At 66.1% G+C, this 20,663-nt stretch carries 31 protein-coding genes, 3 pseudogenes and 1 riboswitch; of the genes and pseudogenes, 26 read left to right on the forward strand and 8 right to left on the reverse strand.

Translation table 11 applies throughout. The features are described from left to right. Positions 1-129 precede the first annotated feature (129 nt). Positions 130-952 (reverse strand): annotated as a pseudogene (locus K0H76_RS10875) (helix-turn-helix transcriptional regulator); the annotation flags it as partial. Between the two features lie 102 nt (positions 953-1,054). Here K0H76_RS10875 and K0H76_RS10880 point away from each other — a divergent pair. From K0H76_RS10880 to K0H76_RS10985, 22 genes and pseudogenes are all read left to right on the forward strand, one after another. Then, positions 1,055-1,207 (forward strand): hypothetical protein, encoded by a 153-nt coding sequence (locus K0H76_RS10880; protein ID WP_258932996.1) that lies wholly within the window; start codon positions 1,055-1,057, stop codon positions 1,205-1,207. 2 nt (positions 1,208-1,209) lie between these two features. Continuing rightward, positions 1,210-1,974, forward strand: a complete 765-nt coding sequence (locus K0H76_RS10885) for an SDR family NAD(P)-dependent oxidoreductase (protein WP_258932997.1) — start codon at positions 1,210-1,212, stop codon at positions 1,972-1,974. Between the two features lie 94 nt (positions 1,975-2,068). Further along, positions 2,069-2,197, forward strand: a complete 129-nt coding sequence (locus K0H76_RS10890; RefSeq protein ID WP_258932998.1) for a hypothetical protein — start codon at positions 2,069-2,071, stop codon at positions 2,195-2,197. An 11-nt stretch (positions 2,198-2,208) separates the two neighbouring features. Beyond that, complete coding sequence (locus K0H76_RS10895; protein WP_258932999.1) at positions 2,209-2,844, forward strand: Ltp family lipoprotein; 636 nt, start codon at positions 2,209-2,211, stop codon at positions 2,842-2,844. A 71-nt stretch (positions 2,845-2,915) separates the two neighbouring features. Continuing rightward, positions 2,916-3,735, forward strand: a pseudogene (locus tag K0H76_RS10900) (Fpg/Nei family DNA glycosylase). An 80-nt stretch (positions 3,736-3,815) separates the two neighbouring features. Then, the gene (locus K0H76_RS10905) at positions 3,816-4,172 is read left to right on the forward strand and encodes a hypothetical protein (protein ID WP_258933000.1); all 357 of its coding nucleotides are present in this window, start codon (positions 3,816-3,818) and stop codon (positions 4,170-4,172) included. A 177-nt stretch (positions 4,173-4,349) separates the two neighbouring features. Further along, on the forward strand, positions 4,350-4,568 hold the full coding sequence (locus K0H76_RS10910; protein ID WP_258933001.1) for a hypothetical protein: 219 nt from the start codon (positions 4,350-4,352) through the stop codon (positions 4,566-4,568). Continuing rightward, positions 4,541-4,807 (forward strand): hypothetical protein, encoded by a 267-nt coding sequence (locus K0H76_RS10915; RefSeq protein WP_258933002.1) that lies wholly within the window; start codon positions 4,541-4,543, stop codon positions 4,805-4,807. The genes K0H76_RS10910 and K0H76_RS10915 overlap by 28 nt, the downstream gene beginning before the upstream one ends. Positions 4,808-4,811: 4 nt before the next feature. Next, on the forward strand, positions 4,812-6,590 hold the full coding sequence (gene mptB / locus K0H76_RS10920) for a polyprenol phosphomannose-dependent alpha 1,6 mannosyltransferase MptB (protein ID WP_258933003.1): 1,779 nt from the start codon (positions 4,812-4,814) through the stop codon (positions 6,588-6,590). Then, positions 6,587-7,096 carry a hypothetical protein gene (locus K0H76_RS10925; protein WP_258933004.1) on the forward strand — a complete coding sequence of 170 codons (510 nt, stop codon included), beginning with the start codon at positions 6,587-6,589 and terminating at the stop codon, positions 7,094-7,096. Before mptB ends, K0H76_RS10925 begins: the two co-directional genes overlap by 4 nt. Before the next feature lie 105 nt (positions 7,097-7,201). Further along, a complete protein-coding gene (locus K0H76_RS10930) occupies positions 7,202-7,810 on the forward strand; it encodes a hypothetical protein (RefSeq protein ID WP_258933005.1) in 609 nt (202 codons plus the stop codon). After that, positions 7,740-8,504 carry a hypothetical protein gene (locus K0H76_RS10935; RefSeq protein ID WP_258933006.1) on the forward strand — a complete coding sequence of 255 codons (765 nt, stop codon included), beginning with the start codon at positions 7,740-7,742 and terminating at the stop codon, positions 8,502-8,504. Before K0H76_RS10930 ends, K0H76_RS10935 begins: the two co-directional genes overlap by 71 nt. Positions 8,505-8,516: 12 nt before the next feature. Beyond that, positions 8,517-9,074 carry an AEC family transporter gene (locus K0H76_RS10940; RefSeq protein ID WP_258933007.1) on the forward strand — a complete coding sequence of 186 codons (558 nt, stop codon included), beginning with the start codon at positions 8,517-8,519 and terminating at the stop codon, positions 9,072-9,074. 55 nt (positions 9,075-9,129) lie between these two features. After that, complete coding sequence (locus tag K0H76_RS10945) at positions 9,130-9,519, forward strand: AEC family transporter (protein WP_258933008.1); 390 nt, start codon at positions 9,130-9,132, stop codon at positions 9,517-9,519. 192 nt (positions 9,520-9,711) lie between these two features. Further along, positions 9,712-9,903 carry a hypothetical protein gene (locus K0H76_RS10950; protein ID WP_258933009.1) on the forward strand — a complete coding sequence of 64 codons (192 nt, stop codon included), beginning with the start codon at positions 9,712-9,714 and terminating at the stop codon, positions 9,901-9,903. 100 nt (positions 9,904-10,003) lie between these two features. Then, positions 10,004-11,250: pseudogene (gene chrA, locus K0H76_RS10955) on the forward strand (chromate efflux transporter). 94 nt (positions 11,251-11,344) lie between these two features. Continuing rightward, positions 11,345-11,749 (forward strand): hypothetical protein, encoded by a 405-nt coding sequence (locus K0H76_RS10960; RefSeq protein WP_258933010.1) that lies wholly within the window; start codon positions 11,345-11,347, stop codon positions 11,747-11,749. Beyond that, entirely contained in the window at positions 11,686-12,276 is a 591-nt protein-coding gene (locus K0H76_RS10965; protein ID WP_258933011.1) for a gamma-glutamyltransferase, read from the forward strand. The genes K0H76_RS10960 and K0H76_RS10965 overlap by 64 nt, the downstream gene beginning before the upstream one ends. 64 nt (positions 12,277-12,340) lie before the next feature. Next, complete coding sequence (locus K0H76_RS10970; RefSeq protein ID WP_258935389.1) at positions 12,341-13,057, forward strand: gamma-glutamyltransferase family protein; 717 nt, start codon at positions 12,341-12,343, stop codon at positions 13,055-13,057. Positions 13,058-13,097: 40 nt separating this feature from the next. Further along, a riboswitch (TPP riboswitch) is annotated at positions 13,098-13,191 on the forward strand. Continuing rightward, a complete protein-coding gene (locus K0H76_RS10975; protein ID WP_258933012.1) occupies positions 13,183-13,647 on the forward strand; it encodes a bifunctional hydroxymethylpyrimidine kinase/phosphomethylpyrimidine kinase in 465 nt (154 codons plus the stop codon). It overlaps the preceding riboswitch by 9 nt. Positions 13,648-13,771: 124 nt before the next feature. Then, positions 13,772-14,020 carry a bifunctional hydroxymethylpyrimidine kinase/phosphomethylpyrimidine kinase gene (locus K0H76_RS10980; protein ID WP_258935390.1) on the forward strand — a complete coding sequence of 83 codons (249 nt, stop codon included), beginning with the start codon at positions 13,772-13,774 and terminating at the stop codon, positions 14,018-14,020. Between the two features lie 137 nt (positions 14,021-14,157). Continuing rightward, on the forward strand, positions 14,158-14,997 hold the full coding sequence (locus K0H76_RS10985; protein WP_258933013.1) for a Mur ligase family protein: 840 nt from the start codon (positions 14,158-14,160) through the stop codon (positions 14,995-14,997). 288 nt (positions 14,998-15,285) lie between these two features. Here K0H76_RS10985 and K0H76_RS10990 read toward each other — a convergent pair whose 3' ends face one another. From K0H76_RS10990 to eda, 5 genes are all read right to left on the reverse strand, one after another. Further along, on the reverse strand, positions 15,286-15,444 hold the full coding sequence (locus K0H76_RS10990; protein ID WP_258933014.1) for a hypothetical protein: 159 nt from the start codon (positions 15,442-15,444) through the stop codon (positions 15,286-15,288). Further along, complete coding sequence (locus tag K0H76_RS10995) at positions 15,441-16,208, reverse strand: hypothetical protein (protein WP_258935391.1); 768 nt, start codon at positions 16,206-16,208, stop codon at positions 15,441-15,443. The genes K0H76_RS10990 and K0H76_RS10995 overlap by 4 nt, the downstream gene beginning before the upstream one ends. Before the next feature lie 97 nt (positions 16,209-16,305). Continuing rightward, a complete protein-coding gene (locus tag K0H76_RS11000; protein ID WP_258933015.1) occupies positions 16,306-16,581 on the reverse strand; it encodes a hypothetical protein in 276 nt (91 codons plus the stop codon). Positions 16,582-16,637: 56 nt separating this feature from the next. Further along, positions 16,638-16,799, reverse strand: a complete 162-nt coding sequence (locus K0H76_RS11005; protein WP_258933016.1) for a hypothetical protein — start codon at positions 16,797-16,799, stop codon at positions 16,638-16,640. Then, complete coding sequence (gene eda, locus K0H76_RS11010; RefSeq protein ID WP_258933017.1) at positions 16,796-17,284, reverse strand: bifunctional 4-hydroxy-2-oxoglutarate aldolase/2-dehydro-3-deoxy-phosphogluconate aldolase; 489 nt, start codon at positions 17,282-17,284, stop codon at positions 16,796-16,798. The genes K0H76_RS11005 and eda overlap by 4 nt, the downstream gene beginning before the upstream one ends. A gap of 140 nt (positions 17,285-17,424) precedes the next feature. Here eda and K0H76_RS11015 point away from each other — a divergent pair, with 140 nt between their 5' ends. From K0H76_RS11015 to K0H76_RS11030, 4 genes are read left to right on the forward strand one after another with little or no spacing between them, the layout of a single operon-like run. Further along, positions 17,425-17,895 (forward strand): FGGY family carbohydrate kinase, encoded by a 471-nt coding sequence (locus K0H76_RS11015; RefSeq protein WP_258933018.1) that lies wholly within the window; start codon positions 17,425-17,427, stop codon positions 17,893-17,895. Further along, positions 17,892-18,692 (forward strand): FGGY-family carbohydrate kinase, encoded by an 801-nt coding sequence (locus tag K0H76_RS11020; protein ID WP_258933019.1) that lies wholly within the window; start codon positions 17,892-17,894, stop codon positions 18,690-18,692. The genes K0H76_RS11015 and K0H76_RS11020 overlap by 4 nt, the downstream gene beginning before the upstream one ends. Next, positions 18,647-18,862 carry a hypothetical protein gene (locus tag K0H76_RS11025; protein WP_258933020.1) on the forward strand — a complete coding sequence of 72 codons (216 nt, stop codon included), beginning with the start codon at positions 18,647-18,649 and terminating at the stop codon, positions 18,860-18,862. The genes K0H76_RS11020 and K0H76_RS11025 overlap by 46 nt, the downstream gene beginning before the upstream one ends. Further along, positions 18,859-19,809: a phosphoglycerate dehydrogenase gene (locus K0H76_RS11030; protein WP_258933021.1), complete on the forward strand. Its 951-nt coding sequence runs from the start codon at positions 18,859-18,861 to the stop codon at positions 19,807-19,809. Before K0H76_RS11025 ends, K0H76_RS11030 begins: the two co-directional genes overlap by 4 nt. Positions 19,810-19,876: 67 nt before the next feature. On the opposite strand, the gene K0H76_RS11035 is transcribed toward K0H76_RS11030, so the two are convergent. Continuing rightward, positions 19,877-20,266, reverse strand: a complete 390-nt coding sequence (locus tag K0H76_RS11035; RefSeq protein ID WP_258933022.1) for an FCD domain-containing protein — start codon at positions 20,264-20,266, stop codon at positions 19,877-19,879. Next, the gene (locus K0H76_RS11040; RefSeq protein WP_258933023.1) at positions 20,257-20,469 is read right to left on the reverse strand and encodes a GntR family transcriptional regulator; all 213 of its coding nucleotides are present in this window, start codon (positions 20,467-20,469) and stop codon (positions 20,257-20,259) included. The genes K0H76_RS11035 and K0H76_RS11040 overlap by 10 nt, the downstream gene beginning before the upstream one ends. Between the last annotated feature and the right edge of the window lie 194 nt (positions 20,470-20,663).

The following is a 20,663-nucleotide window of genomic DNA, read 5'->3' on the forward strand; positions in this document are numbered from 1 at the left end:
GAAACAGACTTGGACGACGTCCGACCTCGTTCTCATGTGGGACTGTTTCGTTGCGGCCGTGCCGACATCAGGGGCGCTGCGGCGATCCTGATCGCTGGGGTCGGACAGTGGTGAGGCTGCGAATCTCGTGGCGCCGACGATGGCGAGCAGCTCCAGCTTCTCCTGCGCCGCGCTGCCCGGCGGAACGGTGAAGACGAGCAGCGTCTGCGACTGATCCTCAGTGAGCAGTGCCTGGCAGTCGAACTCCAGCGGGCCGATGTCCGGGTGCACCAGCACTTTGTGATCCTCATATCGGGTGCCGACCTCCTGGAGCTCCCACAGCTCAGCGAACTCGTCGCTGCGCTGCAGCAGTTCACCCGCCAGCCTGGAGGCCGCCGACGTCGGCCCGCGTCGTCCGACGGCAGTGCGCAGCGCGGCCACCAAAGCACGCCCCTGCCGTGCGCGGTCCTGCTCCGGGTAGAGCTCACGCTCGACCTCGGGATGGAGGAACCACCTGGCCACACCGCTGCGGGCGAGCCCGCTGAGTCCCGAGGCGTCGCCGAAGAGCGCTGCCGCCAACCTGTTCTGAACCAAGGTTTCGGCGAGATCAGAGATGATCATCGCCGGAGTGTCCTGCAGGCGGTCCATGACCCGCTGCAGGGCCGGGGCGACGTGCATATCGCCCGAGAGACGATCGGGGCATTGTGCCCGGCCAGCCGGTACAGGTGGTCACGCTCATCAAGCGTGAGGTGAAGCACCCGCGCAAGGACTGTGAGCATCTGAGGGCTGGGCTGGACCCCCTGCCGCGCTCGAGGCGGCTGTAGTAGTCCACAGAGATTGAAGCCAGATGCGCCACCTCCTCTCTGCGGAGGCCGCGGACTCGTCGGCGAGCACCTGGACTCAGCCCAACGTCCTGGGGGCGCAGCGATGCCCGCCGCGCACGGAGGAAGCTGGCAAACGCTGATCGGTCCATGCAGTCCATCCTCCCCACTCCCGGTCGGCCCAGACAGGACCTGTCAGGTCACTGAACAAAGCGGCCTGGCTCCAGGCCAGCGACCCGAGCATTCTCGTAGCCATGGACATCAACAGGAAGACACAGAGCACGAGCAGGAAATGGACCGAGGCAGACATTCCAGACCTCACCGGAAAGTCCTTCATCGTCACCGGAGCGACAGCGGGATTGGGCGAGGTCACCGCACGAGCACTCTCGCAGGCCGGGGACGGGTAGTGATGGCGGTTCGCAACGAAGCAAAGGCCGCTGACGTGGTTCGGAGGATCGGGCACACCCGCGGTGAGATCGAAGTGCGTCACCTGGATCTTGCTCGCCTGGCATCCGTGCGGGAGTTCGCCCAGGAATGGACAGAGCCCCTGGACGTGCTCATCAACAATGCAGGCATCAGTCTGGTGCCGCTGCAGCACACCGAGGATGGCTTCGAGCTGCAGATGGCCACCAACTACTTCGGCGCCTTCGCCCTGACCAACGCGCTGCTGCCGCACATCAGCGACCGGGTTGTGTCACTCTCTTCTCAGCTCCACCGCATCAGCCTACTGCGGATTGATGACCTGAACTTCAGAAAGCGCCCTTACAGTCCGGCCGCCGCGTACTCCGACTCCAAACTCGCGAACGTCCTCTTCGCCAACGAACTTCAGCGACGCCTTGTCGCGGCAGGCAGCAAAGTTCGCTCAGTCACCGCGCACCCCGGCATTGCGCGTACAGGGCTGGTCGCACACGACCCCGGCATCTTCGGCCGGGTCAATTCGTTGGGCTCCTCAATGACGTCGAGCACGGCGCCCTGCCCACTCTCTACGCAGCCACCCAAGACATCCCAGGCGGTTCCTATGTCGGGCCTGACGGGATCGCGAGCATCAAGGGGCACCCCACAATCCGCAGACCTTCGGCCGCCGCACGCGCTCCGCGTAGGGCATCAGCCCTATGGGAGGCCACGACCGCGCTCGTGGGGTCGAGTCCAGCGTGTCCCCATAGACCGCGGCTGAATCGACGGCGAGCAGCTGACCATGATCCCGTGGCGCGGGACAGGTGCGGCGAGCCAGGATAGAGTGTGACGCACATCACATTCATGGAGGGGTCATGTCCGAGTATCCAATCCAGCCAACCGAGAAGCTCTCCCTGTGGCAGCGGTTCAAACGGTGGCCGCTCATTGCGCGGGTGGCAACACTGGGCTGCGGCGGGCTCGTGGTGCTCGTCGGGGCCTCATAGCCCTCGGAACGATGATTCTGATCATCGACCCGGACGGTATGGAGGAGATCCGGGCGGAGCAGGAGCAGGAGCGCGAAGAGCAGGAAGCTCTTGATCGCGCCGCGCAGGAAGCGGAGGAGGAGGCTCAGCGGGAGGCGGAGGAGGCCGAAGCAGAGGAAGAGGCCCGCCAGCAGGCTGAAGACGAGGCAGAGGCAGAGCGTGATCGTGAGGCTGAGGAGGAGGCCGAGCGCCAGGCTGAGGAAGAGGCGGAACTGGCGGCCGAGGAGGAGGCCGAGCGTGAAGCCGAGGCCCAGCGCGAGCGCGAGGAGCAGGATGCTCTCGAAGCCGAGCAGCAGGCGGAGCAGGAAGCCGCAGATGCCGAGACCTCCGGGCAGAGGAACGCCAGAGGTTCAGCCGAGTCTTACCTCGCGTTCATGGGCTTCTCACGGTCAGGCCTGATCGAACAGCTCGAATTCGAGGGCTACAGCCGAGAAGATGCAGAGTATGCCGTCGATGCGGTGGACCCTGATTGGAACGAACAGGCTGTGCGGTCTGCCGAGTCCTACCTGGAATTCATGTCCTTCTCACAGCAGGGGCTGATCGATCAGCTCATCTTCGAAGGGTTCACTGCGGAGCAGGCTCAGTACGGCGCCGACGCAGCGTACTGATCAGCGCTCCCGGTCCATGCCGCGCCGGGATCCTGAACTACGCTGTCGGGCACGGGAAGGAGCCGTCCACTGTGCCTGAGGGAGATACTGTCTACCGCCACGCAGCCCAGCTGCGCGACGCCCTAGCCGGACGCGTACTGGAATCCACTGACTTCCGGGTGCCCCGATACGCCACCGTGGACCTCAGCGGCCGCGCCGTTGATGAGGTCATCTCCCGTGGCAAGCACCTCATCATCCGCGTCGGGGACACCACCATCCAGTCCCACCTGAAGATGGAAGGGCTCTGGCACACCTACACCCGCACCGGCCAGCAAGCCCCGCGGTGGCGGCGGCCAGCCCACACCGCCCGCTGCGTGCTCACCACCGCAGAGACCCAAGCCGTCGGCTTCTCCTCGGCGAGCTCCGCGTCCTCACCCGCGAGCAGGAGGACGACCTGCTCTCCGGGCTCGGCCCCGACCTCCTCGGCCCCGACTGGGACCCCGACGAAGCTCGCCGCCGCATCATGGAAGAGCCGCAGCGCAGCATCGGCGTCGCCCTCCTCGACCAGCGCAACCTCGCTTGCGTCGGCAACGTGTTCCGCAGCGAAATCTGCTTCCTCGCCCGGCTCAGCCCCTCACACCCGTCGCCGAAGTCCCCGACCTCGACCGCATCATCGAGCTCTCCCACCGGCTGCTCACCGTCAACAAGCTCCGGCCCCGACGCGCCACCACCGGCGACGCCGTCTCCTCCATCAACTACTGGGTCTACGGACGCGCGAAGAAGACCTGCCTGCGCTGCGGCACACGGATCCAACGCTCCGAACTCGGCGAAGAGGAGCTCCGGGAGCGCGCCATCGAAGACCGCTCCATCTACGTCTGTCCGTACTGCCAACCCGCCTGGATCCCCGCCTGACAGAGTCAGCGTGCGTGAACACTCCACAGGCGGGACCTCGAACACAAGAGCTTCGGCTGGACCCCGGTAGGATATGGACAATGACGAGCCCGACGTCCGAACGCGCCCCGCACGTGCTCTCGGGCACCCGGGGACCGCTCGTCGAAGGGCTCATCGGCTCCCTTCTCATCCTCCTCGGATCATTCGGGGTCGGCTGGCTCATCACCGCCTCGCCCATTGCACGCATGGACTGGGTCATCAGGCTGCGCACCGAATCCGACGGCGTCATCCTCTCCACGGTGATCCTCACCCTCGGCTGCTGGATCATGTTCCGCGCCTGGCTGCGTCTCGGCAAAGCCCTGGGCGAAGCCAAGCTTCACCAGCAGCAGGACGACGTCGCCACGCAGAACCAGCCCGCTGACGGCAGAAGCAAAGTCCAGTGGCCGCCGGGGCCCTGAAGACCGTCAACATCGCAGTGGCCCTCTGGAGCCTGCCGCAGCTGATCGTCGTGCCGATCTTCTCCCGGGACGTCTTCGCCTACCTCAACCAAGGCCGCCTCGTCCTCGCCGGGCAGGATCCCTACGTCTCCGGGGTCTCAACCCTCGAGAACTGGTTCCACCTCGGGACCGACCCCTATGGGCAGAGGACGAAACCCCTACGGCCCCCTCTTCCTCTGGATCGAAGCCGCCGTGATGCGCATCGCCGGGGACGCCCCAGACCTCGCGATCCTCCTCTTCCGGCTCGCCTGCGTCGGCGGCGTCGTGCTCGTCATGATCTACCTTCCCAAGCTGGCCGTGCTGCACGGAGTCGACGGTGCGCGTGCCCAATGGATCGCGTTGGCCAACCCCTGCTGATCATCAGCTTTATCTCCAGCGCCCACAACGACGCCCTCATGATCGGCTTCGCCCTCGCCGGGGTCTGGTATGCCGCCCACGGCCGCGGAGTCCTGGCGACCTCACTGATCGTCCTGTCCATCGGCATGAAGCCCATCACCCTGGTGCTGCTGCCCTTCATCGGACTGCTATGGGCCGGACCGGGCTCCGACTGGGCCAGGAAGTTTCGCTGCTGGTTCGCCACCGCCGCACTGGCTTAGCGCCATGCTGTTCGCCATCGGCCTCGCCCAGGGGTACGGCTTCGGCTGGGTCGAAGTCATGGTAAGCACCGGCACCGGTGCGGTCTTCTGGTCCCCGGTCGGCATCGCCGACGGGCTGCTCTCCGGGGTGCTCAGCAACCTGGGGCTCACCCATTACTGGACCCTCGACACCCTCCAGCTCATCGGCCGCCTCACCAGCATCCTCGTCGTCCTCTGGCTGATGTTCCGCGGCCGCGACGACCGCATCACCCAACGCATGATGTGGGCCTTCACCGCGCTGGTGGTGTTCTCACCCATCATCCAGCCCTGGTACCTGCTCTGGCTGCTTCCCCTGTTCGCCATCACCGGGATCAGGTCGAACTGGCAGCTCAAATGGGTCGCGTTCACCGTCGCTTTCTTCCTCACCTTCGGCGCGGCCGATCAGCTCTCTATTCACCAGTTCCTCGGCCTCGATCAGCAGATGGAGATGCTCTCCCTCGCCATCTCATACACCTGCCTGGTGGTGCTGGCACTGGTAGACCCCGGAACCCGGTGGCTCATCTGGACCGGATGGCGCCACCGCAGCCTGCCGCCGATCAGACCGGGGTCCACCCCGTCGTGGGAAAGTCTCCGACGCGACGCCCGACCACCCGCAGCCCCAGCCCGCTCGACACCAGCCAGAGTCCAGTGCCTGACGGACGGTTCTACCCGAAGACCGGACCCATCTCGACCATGGGCGCCCCAAAGAGCCGCAGGGGTTCCGGATCACGCGCGGCGTCAACGCCCTGAGGCGATGGATGAGCGGATTTCTGCTCACCCGATGGCTCATCGGCGGACCCGAGGGCCAGGCGTCCCACACCATGCGCCAAGGCCTCCTGGCCTCCCTGATGATCATGGTCGGCTCGTGGGGGGCTGGATCCCGATGCACGCCGCCGTCGCCGTTCACCCGGCTGTCCTCCCGCTGCGCACCACCGACGAAGGAGCCATCACCTCCGCGATCCTGCTCGTCATCGGTGCGCTGCTGCTGATGCGCTCCTGGCTGCGGCTCGTCCAGCGCATCGACATCCGCGGCCCCCAGGCCGTGCCCGCCATGCGGAAGGCGCTGATCATGTGGAGCGCACCCATGCTCCTATGCCTGCCGATCTTCTCCCGCGACGTCTACTCCTACATGGCCCAGGGACGCGTGCTCCACGCGGGGCTCAACCCCTACGAATCAGGGGTCTCTGAACTGCCCGGTTGGTACGCCGAAGGCGCCGACGGCCTCTGGGCCGAATCCCCGTCGCCCTACGGGCCGCTATTCCTCCTCATCGCCCAGACCGTCTGGTATGCCACAGATGGCAGCCCCGAACTGGGCATCCTGGCCTTCCGCGCCCTCTCCGTCCTCGGCGTCATCCTCATGGTCACCTACATCCCCAAGCTGGCCTCCGCCTTCGGCGCGCGCCCCGCATGGGCAATATGGCTCTGCCTGCTCAACCCCCTGAGCCTCATCGTCTTCATCCCCGCAGCCCACAACGACCCCCTCATGATCGGGCTGGTGCTCGCCAGCGCCTGGTACGCCCTCAGGCGCCGCCGCCTCGCCGCCGTCCTGCTGATCACAGCCGCCGTTGCGGTGAAGCCCATCGCCATGGTGCTGCTGCCGTTCATCGTCCTGCTCGCCCTGCCCGACACCCGCAGCTACCTCCTTCGCATCAGAGAATGGGCCTTCGGCGGCGGCCTCTCCGGGGCGCTGCTCATCGGTGGGGACTGGCCCTCGGAGTGGGCCTGGGATGGTTCACCGCCGCCCTCTCCGCAGGATCCGCCGTGATGCAGGCGGCCCCCGTCGGGCTGACCGGCATCGGCATCGGCGAACTCGCAGCCCTCATGTCGGATCTCGACTCCGACGCAGTCGCCGTGACCGTCTACGACCTGGCCCGGCTGCTCTCCGCGCTGGTGCTCGCAGCCATCCTCCTGAAGCCCCGGCTGGGCAACCCGATGCTCTGGTCGGCCTATGGACTGACCGTGGTGGTGCTGGCCTCCTCCGTCATTCAGCCCTGGTACCTGCTCTGGCTTCTGCCCCTCTACGCGGTGGTCCACTCCTACCGCGGACGAGTGATGACCGGGATCATCCTGCTCATCACCGTGGTGGTGCTGCTGGCCATCGTGGGTCAGCTCTCCGTGCCCCAATGGATGGACCAATGGGCCGTCCGAGGGCCGCCGCACGGCGTCGGCGCCCTCTACCTGGTCTACCTCGCGGTCTTCGACCCTCCACCTCACGCATGTTCACCTTCCGCCACCGTTCCGAACGCTGGAATGCCGCCGACGGGTGGCTGAAGCTGAGAGAATTGTCGACGCCCGAGACCTCCTGGCGGGCGGCAGACATTCACCAGGGGACCTCTGAGCAGAAAGCCAGTACGTGAATCTGAGATCCAGACTGCTGTGGGGGCTGCTGGCCGCCGCAGCCGTGGGGCAGCCCTGTCCCTGCTCGCCGTCCAATGGTGCCGCGTCAACGGATGGACTGACCCGGACCAGCACCTGGCCATGTGCTACTCCGACTTCGCCCTGCTCTACGGCGAGCGCGGCCTCGCCGACGGACTGTTCCCCTTCGTGGACGACGTGCCGGACGGTCAGGTGATGGAGTATCCGGTGCTGATCGCTGTGGTGGCCGGAGTGATGGCCGCGGCCGTGGATCTCATCATGCCCGGAAGCGGGGCCACTGATGCCCGGACGCTGGCCTTCTATGACCTCAACCACCTGGCCGCCGTGGCCTGCTGGGTCGGGGTGGTGCTCATCACCGCCCTGTCCACGGCCCGGTCGCGACGGCGCGACGCGCTCATGGTGGCGCTGGCTCCGGGGATCATCCTTTCCTGTCGATCAACTGGGACATGTGGGCGGTCTTCCTCGGCGGAGCCGGTCTGCTGCTCTGGGGAGGGGGCGGCCCGGCTGGGCTGGTGTGCTGCTGGGCCTCGGGGCAGCGATGAAGCTCTACCCTCTGTTCTTCCTCGGAGCGATCCTGGTGCTCGCCGTCCGCGCCGGGAGAATCCGTGACCTCGTCGTCGTGCTGATCACCGGCGTGGCCTCCTGGTTGGCGGTGAACCTGCCGTTCATGCTCACTCAGTTCGACCAGTGGGCGACCTTCTACCGGTTCTCCTCCGAGCGGGAAGTCAGCTTCTCGTCCATGTGGCTGGCCTTCACGTGGCTGCCCTTGGACGGGGAGGGCTTCAGCCTGCTGTCCAATGGCCTGTTCCTGATCTGCTGCCTGGCCATCGCATGGCTGGGTTGGGCGGCTCCGCGTCGGCCGCGCGCTGCCCAGCTGTGCTTCCTGATCGTGGCGAGCTTCATTCTTTTGGGCAAGGTCTACTCGCCGCAGTTCGTGATGTGGCTGATCCCACTGTTCGTGCTGGCGCTGCCCCGGGTGAGGGTCTTCATCATCTGGATGGCCGTCGAAGCGTTCCACTGGGCGGCGGTATGGCTGATGAGCGCGAAGATCACCTCCGGCGGTGAGATCGGCGGCGGACACCACCTCATCGAGGTCGCCTACGGCACCGGCATCGCAGCGCACATGGCCGCGGTCATCTGGATCATGGTTCTCGTGGTCCGGGACATCCTCCGCCCCGACAGCGATGTGGTGCGTGCCGCCCACGGCGGTGAGGACCCGCTAGCGGGAACCGTCACCGGTAAGCAGGACGTCTTCACCCTCCCGGGCCGGGGCCAGCCTACCCGGCTGAGGCTGCAGTGGTGAGGGTGAGGGCGCATGCTTGAAATGCTCACTGTGATCGGCCCGATGTTTCTGGTCATCGTGGCTTACTTCGGCTCCGGGTTCATCCGCCGGTTCCGTCAGGCCGGGCCGCACCTCAACGCCTTCGTCTTCTTCTTCGCCCTGCCGACCTTCGTCTACACAGCGATGGTCACCGCCCCGCCGGTCGACGAGTATCCAGTGATGGCGATGGTCATCCCGCTGGTGGTGACCCCGGTGCTCTCTGTGCTCGTCTATGTGCTCGCCCGGTGGATGACTCGTTCCCGCGTCCCCGCTGGTGCGGCCCCGGACGCCATGGCCGCCCCCACCTCCCTGTCGGCCACCTTCGGCAACGTGGGGTATTTCGGCATCCCCATCAGCATCGGCGTGCTGGGCCCGGAGGCTGGGCTGGTCGCCGGGATCGTTCACACGCTGCACAACATTCTGTACATGAACGGCTACCCGCTGGTCCGCACCACTGCGAATACGCTGCGGGCCTCCGGGGAAAGCTGGGCAGCATCGGCGAGCTGTGGGCCAAAGTGGTCTGGCCGATCCTCAAACGTGCCGTGCTGCTGAACCCTGTCATGCTCTTCATCGCTTTGGCGCTGCTGGTGGTGTTCACCCCCTGCAGATGCCCACCCTCTTCGACGAGCCGGTCGCGCTGCTGGGTGAGACGGCCGTCCCGCTCGCGCTCTTCTGCGTGGGCCTGGCCCTGCACCCCGCCCTTGAGGGCGTGCGCAGCGGCGGCGTGCCGAAAACACCGATCGCTCTGGCTACCGTCGTCAAGCTCATCGCACTGCTTACCGCCACATGGTTGGCAATCCTGCCGTTCTACGACTCCATCGGGCCGATCTGGGCCGGGGTGCTCATCATCATCGCGGCTACACCGTCCTCCACTACAGTGTTCCTCTTTTCCGAAGAGTATGACGGCGACGGCCGACTGGCTGCGGCGATCCTCGTCGCATCCACGGCCCTGAGCCTGATCACTCTGCCCCTGATCGCTGAGTTCATGCTGAGCTAGGCCATGAGAAAGAGATAGCAGCGATGCTGGGCGTCGCCCGACACAATGGCCAAGTCTCTGGCCCCAGATTCAATAAACTGGCGTCGTGAATGAGCATGAGCTTCCTCGCTATGGTCGACCGGGAGAGCATTGATCTATGTCCACATGGGAGGAGCAGACAACGGGATGAGCAGCACGCCAGACGTGAGGCCCGTGGGTGACCTTCCCCACTCGATGGGAAAAACGGCAACTCGCGAGCTGCAGCGTGCAGGAATAGATTCTCTGCAGAAGGCCAGTGCGTATACCGAAGGAGAACTGCTGGCCATTCATGGTGTGGGGCCCAAGGCCATCCGCATCATGAAAGAGACAATGGAAGAGAAGGGCCTCACCTTCCGCGACGGTTAGGCCCCGGGCAGATGGCACGCACCCGCGCCTAGTCCGATCCTTCTGCCTCTGATCGCTGAACTGCAACTCGTGTAGTTTTCTTGGTGTTCACCTTGGCCCGATGGGATGGAGCGCATGTCTGAGCCGTCCGACCAGAAGAGCCCGCCTACACCTCTTAAGCAGCGTGCTGGAAGTCTTCCTGATCTTCCTGCGCCTGGGTCTGACGAGCTTCGGCGGACCCGTCGCGCACCTGGCCTACTTCCGTGAAGCCTTTGTGGAGCGGCGCCGGTGGCTCACCGACAAGGCATACACAGACCTCGTCTCTCTCTGTCAGTTTCTCCCCGGGCCCGCCTCCTCCCAGGTGGGCATGGCCCTGGGCCTGCAACGGGCCGGCGCCGGAGGCATGCTCGCTGCCTGGGTCGCCTTCACCCTGCCCTCCGCGGCGCTGATGATCGCCTTCGCCTACGGGGTCACCGCAGCCGGGGACCTCGCCGAAGCCGGATGGGTGCAGGGGCTGAAAGCCGCAGCCGTCGCCGTCGTCGCCCACGCGGTGCTCGGCATGGCCAAAACCATGACGCCCGACGCCGCACGAGCCACCATCGCAGCCCTCGCCGCCGGCTGCGGTCCTGCTCTTCCCGCACCCTCTGGTGCTGGTTGCCGCCATCGCAGCAGCCGGTCTCATCGGCCTGGTGTGGCTGCGCCCTGAGCCGCAGGCCCGCACCGCTGAGGATGCCTTCGCCGTCAGCATTCCCCGATGGGCCTCCTGGACGGCCATAGGAGGATTCTTCCTGCTCCTGGCAGGCCTGCCTCTGCTGATCTGGGCAGGGGCCGCAGGCCCGGCAGCCGTCGCGGACACCTTCTACCGGGCTTAGCGCACTCGTCTTCGGCGGCGGGCACGTGGTGCTGCCCCTGCTGCAGGCCGAGACCGTTGAGACAGGCGTCGTAGACTCGGACGTATTCCTCGCCGGGTACGGCGCCGCCCAAGCGATGCCCGGGCCACTGTTCAGCTTCGCAGGGTTCCTCGGCGCTGCCCCCGACGCCAGCGGCACCGACGGGCTGCTCGGTGCGGCCATTGCGCTGGTGGCGATCTTCCTGCCCGGCGCGCTGCTCGTCATCGGGTGCCTGCGCTACTGGGAGCGGCTGCGGTACAACCCGACGGCTCAGCGCGTCCTGCTCGGCTTCAACGCCGGGGTCGTCGGCATCCTCGGCGCCGCACTCTATGATCCAGTCTTCACCGTCGGCGTCCTCGAAGTGGGAACCCCGGCGCTGATCATCGCTGTGCTGGCATTCGTCGCCCTGAACAGCTGGAAGGTTCCCGCGTGGGCCGTCGTGCTCGTCGCCGGTCTGGCCGGATGGGTGCTTCTCTGACGGTGCGCGCGTTCCCATCCGGAAGGCGGCACCTATACACTGCTGGGCATTGCCCGATGGACTGCACAGCTGAACGCATGGAAGGGTCGCGAAGATGCCGAGACCACAGCCGAAGACCGCCGGGCTGAGACTCAGCGCCGCCGCCGCGATGATCGCACTCGTGGGAGTCTCGTGCGGGGCGCCTGAGGAGGAGCCCGCCGAAGAGCCTGTCGAAGAGCCGGACAGCACCGACGAGGCCGACCCTGGCCAGGACCTTGACGAGGACGCGCCCGACGCAGAGACCGAGGAGACCCAGGAGGAGGACACCGGGGACGAGGAGCCGGAGGACGAGCCCGTCCTGGGCCAAGCAGGCGTCAGCGCTTACCACCCGCTCGCCGTCGAGGTGGGGAGCAGGTCCTCGCCGATGGCGGCAACGCCGTCGACGCCGCCATCGCGGTGGCTTTTGCCGTGGGCGCCGTGGAGCCGCCTTACCTCCGGGATCGGCGGGGAGGGTCGGTGATCCTCGCAGGGCCCGACGGGGAGCCCGTCTTCTATGACTTCAGGGAGGTCGTGAACAACGACGGTGAGGTGCCCGACTCCTCCACCGGGATTCCCGGCTTCGTCGCCGGCATGGGACAGCTGCACGAGGACTACGGGACCCGAGAATGGGCCGAGCTGCTCGAACCCACACGGGATCTCGCTGAGGAGGGCTTCGAGGTCAGCGACTACCTCTCCGATCGCATCGGCGGCGGCATGGGCCCCGAATACCTCGCCGAGCTGGAGGCCTTCAGCCCTGGAGGATCACCCCTGGAAGCTGGAGACCAGCTCGTGCAGCCAGACCTCGCCGAGACGATGCAGCAGCTGATGGACAGCGGCTGGGAGGGCTACTACACCGGTGAGCTAGCAGAGTCCGTGGCCAGCCAGGTGGAGGGTATCGACGCCCAGTCGCTCGCCGACTACGAAGTCGTTCAGGGCGAGCCGGTCACCGGGTCGTTCGGCGAGTACGAGATCGCCTCCTCCGCCCCTCGCTGCCGGGTGTGGCACTGATACAGATGCTGCAGATCGCGGAGAGCCGCGGCATCGATCAGATGGAGCCGGCTCCGCCGAGTACATTGACACCCTCTCTGAGGCATGGGCCGTCGGGGAGGAGACCATGCAGACCGAACTCGGCGATCCCAACTTCGTCGACATCGATGCCAGCCGGTTCACGGACCCGGGCATGAACGCCCAGGCTGACCTCTCCGGCACTGGACCCGCGTCCGGCGACCCGGACAGCTCCGCGCCGAACACCACTCACCTCGTCGTGGTCGACGAGGACGGCCTCACCGTGTCAATGACGAACACCGTCACCGACTTCTGGGGCTCCGGTCAGGGCGTGGACGGCTACTTCATGAACAACGCGCTGCTGCGCTTCGACACCTTCGACTCGGAGCAGAATCAGCCTGAGCCCGGGCGTCGTTCTGCGACCTGGTCCAACCCCACCACAGTGCTCGATGAGGAAGGTCGTCCGATCATGCCCATCGGCACCCCGGGGCGCACAGATCCTGCCCGCGACCGCCCACGTCCTCATCCTGCGATACCTTCACGACTACAGCCCCCAGGAGGCAGTGGATGCTCTCCGTTTCCGGGGCGCCGAGCCTTCCTCTACCTGGAGGAGGGCCACGACGAGGAGCTCTACGAGGAGCTGGCCCAGGAGGGCTGGGAGCCGGAGCAGTGGGACGCCGCCAGCTTCGGCTCTGTCCAGCTGCTGGAGATCGACTACGAGACGGGCGAGCTGACCGGCGCGGAGGACTCTCGGCGCGACGGCTCGTTCTCCATCCTGGAGTAGGCTGGAACGGCTTAGCGCCCCGGATGGGCACGGCTCAACGCTGAACACCTCGGGGTGCCCGCGTCATCGGGCTGAGAGCACACCCGCAGAACCTGTGAGTTAGTACTCGCGAAGGGAAGGTCGCCATGAGCTCCTCTGCACCTGCAATTCCGAATGTCCTGTCCATCGCAAGCACGGACCCCACGGGCGGGGCAGGCATCCAAGCTGATCTGAAGAGCTTCTCAGCCTTCGGTGCCTACGGCATGTGTGTGGTGACGGCTCTGGTCGCCCAGAACACCCAAGGTGTGCGGGAGATCCACGCACCACCGGTGAGCTTCCTGCGCGCCCAGCTCGATGCGGTCTCCGATGACGTCCGCGTCGACGCGGTGAAGACAGGCATGCTCGGCACAGCCTCGATCATCGAGACCATCACCTCCTGGTGGGAGGGCACCTACCCCGAGGGTGAGAGGCCCGCGCTGGTGGTGGACCCGGTCATGATCGCCACCAGCGGAGACCGGCTGCTGGAGAAGGATGCAGAGCGTGCCCTGATCACCTTCCTTAACCACGCCGACCTGATCACCCCAACGCCCCGGAGCTCGCACTGCTGGTAGGCGCCGACGAGGCGGAGACCACTGACCAGCTGGTGGAGCAGGCGGAAGCGGTCGCGGACACTCACGATGTGGTGGTCCTCGCCAAGGAGGCCACCTGACGCAGAGCGCCATCGTCGACACGTTGGTGTTTCCCCTCGGCGCCCAGGGGCGACCCGCGTCCTACAGCCTCAGCTCGCCCAAGGTGGACACGAAGAACACCCACGGCACCGGATGCTCCGTCTCGGCCGCGTTCACGGCCCTGCGCGCCGAAGGACTCTCGTGGCAGGAGGGCCTTGACCGGGTCAAGCCCTGGGTCACTGCAGCTCTGCAGCAGGCTGACCAGCTCGACGTCGGCCGTGGAAGCGGACCGATCCACCACGGGGCGAAGTACTAGGAGTCGCCTCCTGAGGGGCAGGCCGAGCGCAGGCGCCGGGCGCGACTCTGATCGCCCAACCCATGCAGTGCGGCATGAAGGCCACTCGCACATGAATGGGGCACAATGACCTCACCTCTTACAGGAAGGGTCGTCCGATGGCAGCCTTCTCGCGTCGAAAACCGCCCCATGTGGTCACACTGTCCCGACCTGATCGAATGACGGTGGCAGACGTCATCGAGGCGCTCGATGACACCGTGAGCTTCGAGTATCGGGGAAACGCCGAGCAGCTGTTCCGTGGTGCGGCCACGTCCCTCCGCCGAGGAGAGGTCCGCCGAAGGTTCTGGGTGGTTCGGGACCGTGACTGGACGCGACGCCGTCGGGACGTCTATCGGGGCTCTGCGTCGAGCGCCGAGGGAGATCTCGCCGCGGCGATCGAATGGGGAGCCGAAGGCGTCATCTGCGGCCCGGAGTACAAGGACTCGCCGCTGCTTGAAGGCATGAACGTGTTCTTCACCCCGAGCACGATCGACTTCACATGTCGACTCATTGAAGCGCAGCGACGGCTGATCCGGGGACGCCGGACCATCGCCGTGACCGGATCAGCGGGGAAGACCACGACGACGGCGATGATCGCCCATTGCCTGCAGGCTCTAGATCCTGAAAGCTCGATCCAGCACAACGACCGGAACCGGAATTTCCTGCACTGGGCGCTTGCCTACCAAACCCGCACGCACCGGTACGCGCACTCAGTGCTCGAAATATCCGGAGCGGCGCTGTCCCATGATTGGGACCACTATGCGATCTCACCGGACGTGGCGATCGTGACGTCCATCGCAGAAGCGCATCTTGCGGCCCACGGCGACCTCGCTGGGGTGGCCAGAGACAAGTCGAACATCTTCAAGAACCCCCACCTGACGGTGCAGCAGTCATCAACATTGACACCCCGTACTCAGAGGTTCTCGTCGCTAAGGCGCAGTCTGAGGGTGCCAAGCTGATCACCTACGGCGAAAGCCCCCACGCTGACCTGCGCCTCAAAGACTATGACCTGGAAACAGGCAGAGTGCGCGCCAGCATTGGCGAGTCAGAGGTTGAATACACGCTCTCCGCCAAGGGTAAGCACCTTGCGATGAACAGCCTGGCCACACTGGCCACGCTCAGAGATCTGGGCCTCGACTGGCAATCCGGCATGGCGTCATTGGAATCGTTCGTACCGCCGGTCGGCAGAGGCCAAGAAGCGGCCGTTCCGCTGTCCGGCGGGGAGAGTTCACGCTCCTTGATGGGTCCTACAACGCCAACCCGGCATCGATGCGGGCCGCTTTGGCGAGTCTGGGGAATCGGCTCCGCAGAGCCGGCGAATAGCGGTCCTGGGCGACATACTCGAGCTGGGCACGCACTACGAGGAGGTCCACCAGTCCCTCGTCCCAGACATCCGTGCCGCTCACCTCGACAGCCTGCATCTTGTCGGAGAGAACATGCACGCGATGCAGCGCGGCAACCCGCACCTCGCTTCCGACGTCCAGTGCTGGTCAACCGTCGAGGAGCTCATATCCCACCTCCCCTCAACCCTGCGGCCCGGAGACGTCGTCCTCATCAAAGGCTCGGGCGCGACCGGCCTGAAGGCTCTGGCCGCCCATTTCCTCACATCAGGCAGCTCATGAACGACAGCGCGGACTGCTAGTTCGCCGAGGGTCGCGGGGAGTGCCCGGGTTCTCGAAGGTGCCGCGTGTGGGGCCAGGGGTCCTAGGACGTTCGTGGGGTCGATGTCCTCCCAGTTCCACACCGGGCGGCCCTCATCGGAGAACCACTGGGCCGGGTCCGGCTCATCAGCCCGTGGTGCCTGCTGACGCAGGGCGGTGACCTTGTCCCGAATGTCTGCCATCTGGGCATCCAGCGCGGATGCCTTCTCGGCGGCGTCGCGCAGCTCGTCGAGGATCTCGGAGGGCACCTCACCCTCATAGGTGTAGTAGATCTTGTGCTCCAGCGAGGCCCAGAAGTCCATCGCGACGGTGCGGATCTGGACCTCCACGTAGACGAACTCCGTCCGGTTGGAGAGGAACACCGGCACCTGAAGGATCACGTGGAGAGACTGGTAGCCGTTGAGCTTGGGCCTGTTGATGTAGTCCTTGACCTCGACGACGCGCAGGTCAGGCTGCGAGCAGAGCATCTCCGCGACCCAGTACGCATCGGAGACGAAGCTGCAGGTGATGCGGATGCTTACGATGTCTCGGATGCTGTGCCGGATGGACTCCAGGGTGGGCTCGCACCCGTACCGGTCGGTCTTCTCAGGATCCGCTCCAGGGTCTTCAGCCGGTAGTTGACGTGCTCAATGGGGAGTAGTCCCGGGTGTGCTCGAACTCTTCGCGCAGCACGTTGATCTTGGTCAGGACCTCGTCCATCCCGAACTTGTAGTGCAGCTGAAACTCTGTGAGCTGTAGGCGAATGTCGATCATCCGGTCCAGGTGACTGCCTGACCCTTTGGAGTCGGCGTTGGTGGTCAGCTGGTCCAGCAGCTTGCGGTACGGGTTTCCCGCACCGCCGAGGGCCTCATCGGGTGAGGTGAGTGCCTGAGTTGGCTCCATGGCCATGATTCTCTCCCGATTGGGGTGCGAATGTGAAGGCTGTCTGCGCTGAGCGGTCAGCCGCGGATGTGCGACACAGCCGCCGATGCCTCAGCTGACAGGCGGCGAATCCGGTCAAAATCCCCGCCGCTCAGGGCCTCCTGAGGGGTGATCCACGTGCCGCCCACGGCTCGCACCTGTTTCAGGCTCAGGTAGTCCTCGAGGTTCTGCAGATTCACACCCCTGTGGGCACGAAGGTGACGTCGCCGAATGGTCCGGCCAGCGCACGAAGGGCCGCCGCACCGCCGGAGGCTTCCGCCGGAAAGAACTTCACGGTGCGGATGCCGTGCTCCATGGCCGCCTGGATCTCGGTGGCCGTGACTGCTCCCGGAAGCACGGCAAGTCCGTGGTGCTGGGCGCGTTCGATCACTCGCGCCGATGTGCCGGGAGAGACCACGTACTTCGCGCTTACCTCTGCGGCGGCGTCCACCTGCTTCTCGGTGATGACCGTGCCCGCACCGATGAGGGCCTCAGGGTGGGCCGCGGCGGCTTCGGCGATCGCCTCGGCCGCAGCAGGGGTGCGAAAGGTGATCTCCGCGGCGGGCAGGCCGCCCTCGGCGAGCGCCTGCACCATGGGTGCGGCGTGGGCTGAATCCTCGACGGTCACAACGGGGATGACGCCTATGGCTGCGAGGCTGTCGAGGAGTGTGCTGCTGGAGGACATCGTTGGCCTTTTCTGTGTTGCACTTCACTTTTTCGCCGAAATGATCATACCATTGGAGGTGCTGTGCAGTGCCGCGAGTCTCGTGCCGCGGACGCGCAGCGCAGACCTTTCCGGCTCGGCAGACTCAAGGATGCGACTGCATGAAGATTCTCGCGCTCGAAGCGAGCACCACCTCAGCCAAGTCGATGCTCTTCGACACAGAGACCCAGGAGAGCGTGGTCGAGACCCGGCGCTTCGAGGTGGACGGCCCGGACACCTCGGTGCGCAATGCCGAGAGCATCTACTCCCAGCTGATGGCCTTAGGCCGTGAAGCTGCCGTGGGCCAAGAGGTCGGCCTCATCGCGCTCTCGGGGACCTGGCACGGCCTCACAGTGCGCGACGCGCAGCTCGCCGAGATCTCGCCGGTGCAGGAATGGTCCTACGCCGGGGCTCAGGACCTGTGCGCGGGGCTGAGGGAGGATGAGGAGTTCACCGAGTGGTTCTACCGGCGCACCGGATGCATGGTCAACGCCATCTACCCCGCCTTCAAGCTGATGCTGCTCAGGCGCACCGGCGTCGACATCTCCGGGGTCTGGCGCTGGATCAGAGCAGCTACACGTTCGCGCGCATGACGGGCTGGCGGGCCACCAGCGTCTCGCAGGCCTCAGGCACAGGCCTGCTGAATGCGGAGACGTGCGAGTGGGATCAGGAGATTCTGCGGCGGCTCGGCCTGGAGGATGTGAAGCTGCCCGAACTGGTCGGCGCCGAGGTCACCGCCCCGCTCAATGCCGAAGCAGCCGCACTGCTCGGGCTGGAGCCCGGGGCGGCTGTGCTGATCCCTGGTCCCGACGGCGGCATGAACCAAGTGGGCAACGCCGCCACCAGTCCGGGCGAGATGACCTTCTCCATGGGAACCTCCGGGGCGCTGCGCCTGGCCGCTGAGGCGCCTGCCTTCTCACCACGGATGAGCACGTGGTCCTACCGCTCCCCGGTGGGATGGCTCTCCGGGGCAGCAGCCTCTGGGTGCACCAACTGTGTGGACTGGGCCAAGGATCGGCTGTTCGAACCGGGCACCACCTACGCAGACATCGAGCCGCAGCTCTCCGAGCAGCCGCGGGACCTGCCCCTGTTCATGCCGTTCCTCTTCGGCGAGCGATGCCCCGGCTGGCAGGATCAGCGCCGCGGAGGCTTCCTTGAGCTGCACCCCTCCCACACTCGGGCGGATCTCTACCAGGCGGTGCTGCACGGAGTGACGCTGTCGCTGTACCACTGCTATCGGGAGCTCACCGACCTCAACGGCACCCCGGACCGCATCATCCTCTCCGGGGAGTGCTCTCCTCACCGTTCTGGACGCAGCTGGTCGCTGATGTCTTCGGCACCCCCATGGAGCTTTCGGAGCTGCAGCACAGCTCCGTCGTGGGTGCGGTGAGGATGGGGCTGCGGGCATCAGGCATGGATGAGGATCAGCCTGCCTTCCGGGAGAACAATCGGGAGGTCGTGAGGCCGCGGCCAGAGTTCGCCGACTACTACGCGGCTGAGTTCGAGCGCTACCTCGAAGGCTACAGCCGCACCCACCCGTCGAAGGAGCCCATCCTGTGAAGCTGCTGATCACCCCTACCTCCCTCTCCCGACAGCCGGAGCACCCGGCTCTGGATGTCCTGCGAGAAGCAGGGGCTGAGCTTGCGTTCAACCCTCACGGGCGCCCCATGACCCCGGAGGAGCTGGCGGTCGCTCTGCAGGGCGTGAAGGGGGTCATCGCAGGGTTGGACGAGTTCTCCGCAGAGACGCTGTCCTCGGCTCCGGAGCTGCGGGTGATCGCCCGCTACGGGGTGGGCTACGACAGGATCGACCTCTCTGCCGCCCAGCAGGCAGGGATTCGGGTGACCAACGCCCCGGGCGCCAACGGGCATTCGGTGGCGGAGCTCGCCTTGGGCCTCATGCTCTCGACAGCACGACAGATTCCTCAGACGTCGGCGGCCGTTGCGGCCGGGGAGTGGCCGCGATTCCAGGGCATTGAGCTGGCTTACCGGACCCTCGGGGTCCTGGGCATGGGCTTCATCGGACGATCGCTGGCGTCGATGGCAGCCGGAATCGGCATGGAGGTCCGCGGCTTCGATCCGGGGCTGACGGATGAGCAGATGGTCAGCCTGGGCGTGACCCCGGCGGGGCAGGAGGAGATCTTCTCCCAGTGCCATGTCATCAGCCTGCACATCCCTCTGAACCAGCACACACGCGGCCTGGTGTCTGCGGAGAGGATCGCTGTTATGCCGCGGGGCGGGATCATCATCAACACCGCCCGGGGCGGACTCCTCGATGAGCAGGCAGCGGTCGAGGCTCTGGACTCCGGGCAGCTGCACGGCATCGGGCTGGATGCGTACGAGACCGAGCCGCCCACTGGTTCTCCGCTGATCGGCCACTCCAGGGTGGTGGCCACCCCGCACTCGGGGGCGCACAGTGAGGAATCAGTGGCGCGCACCGCCTCCGCAGCGGTGGAGAGCCTCCTGGCGGTGCTGCGCGGCGAGGAGCCTGCAGGCGCCATCGTCTGACGCTCCGCCGGCGCCCGGCGCACCCCCAGGGGCCTACGCTGGGCTCAGCCCAGGGTGCGCACTTCGTTCAGGATCGATTCGCAGTAGGCCCGCACGAACTTCTCGGCGGCCTCGGTGTCACCCCTGACGATCGCGTTGGCGGCCTCGACGTGGTTGTGGAGTGATTCCTCCACGGGCTGCGCGGGGTGAGCCCCGCGTTGTGGCGGCCGCTGAGCATCTCAGCCACGGGTTCCCTCAGGGCCGTGAGCATCAGGTTTCCGCATGCCTCTAAGAGGAGGTTGTGGAAGGCGATGTCCGCGGCGAGGTACTCCTCCGTGTCTCCTTTGCCTGCGTTCCCCAGGGTCTGCAGCACCTGGGCCAGTCGGCCCATCTCGGCGCGCGTCTCCTCTGTGGCGCGCAGGGCCGTCAGGCGGGCTGCTGCAGGCTCCACCGCCAGCCTCAGCTCGGTCAGCGCCACCAGCTGCTGGGGTCGGGCAGGGAGTCCAGTCGCCAGGAGATGAGCGTCGAGTCCAGAGCGCTCCAGCGCGACATCGAGGTGACGGTCACGCCCACGCGACGCTTGGACTCGACCATGCTCTTGGACTCCAGCACGCGGACAGCCTCCCGGATCACGGTGCGGGACACCCGGTACTCCGCCTCGAGGCCTGCCAGGGTCAGCACAGTTCCCGGTGGGATCTCGCCGCCGCGATGCGTCGTCCGAGGTCATCGAGCACGGAATCGTGTGAGGGCTGCAAGGGCTCTGCTTTCTGCTCGGGGTCAGGGGACACGCTGACCGACTCCACACTATGGCGTCAGGATCACACGCGCTGACCACAGATGTGCCTAATGATTGCAAAAGGTATGACGTTTGTGGC

This window comes from Nesterenkonia pannonica (assembly GCF_019575955.1).
Taxonomy (GTDB): Bacteria; Actinomycetota; Actinomycetes; order Actinomycetales; family Micrococcaceae; genus Nesterenkonia; species Nesterenkonia pannonica.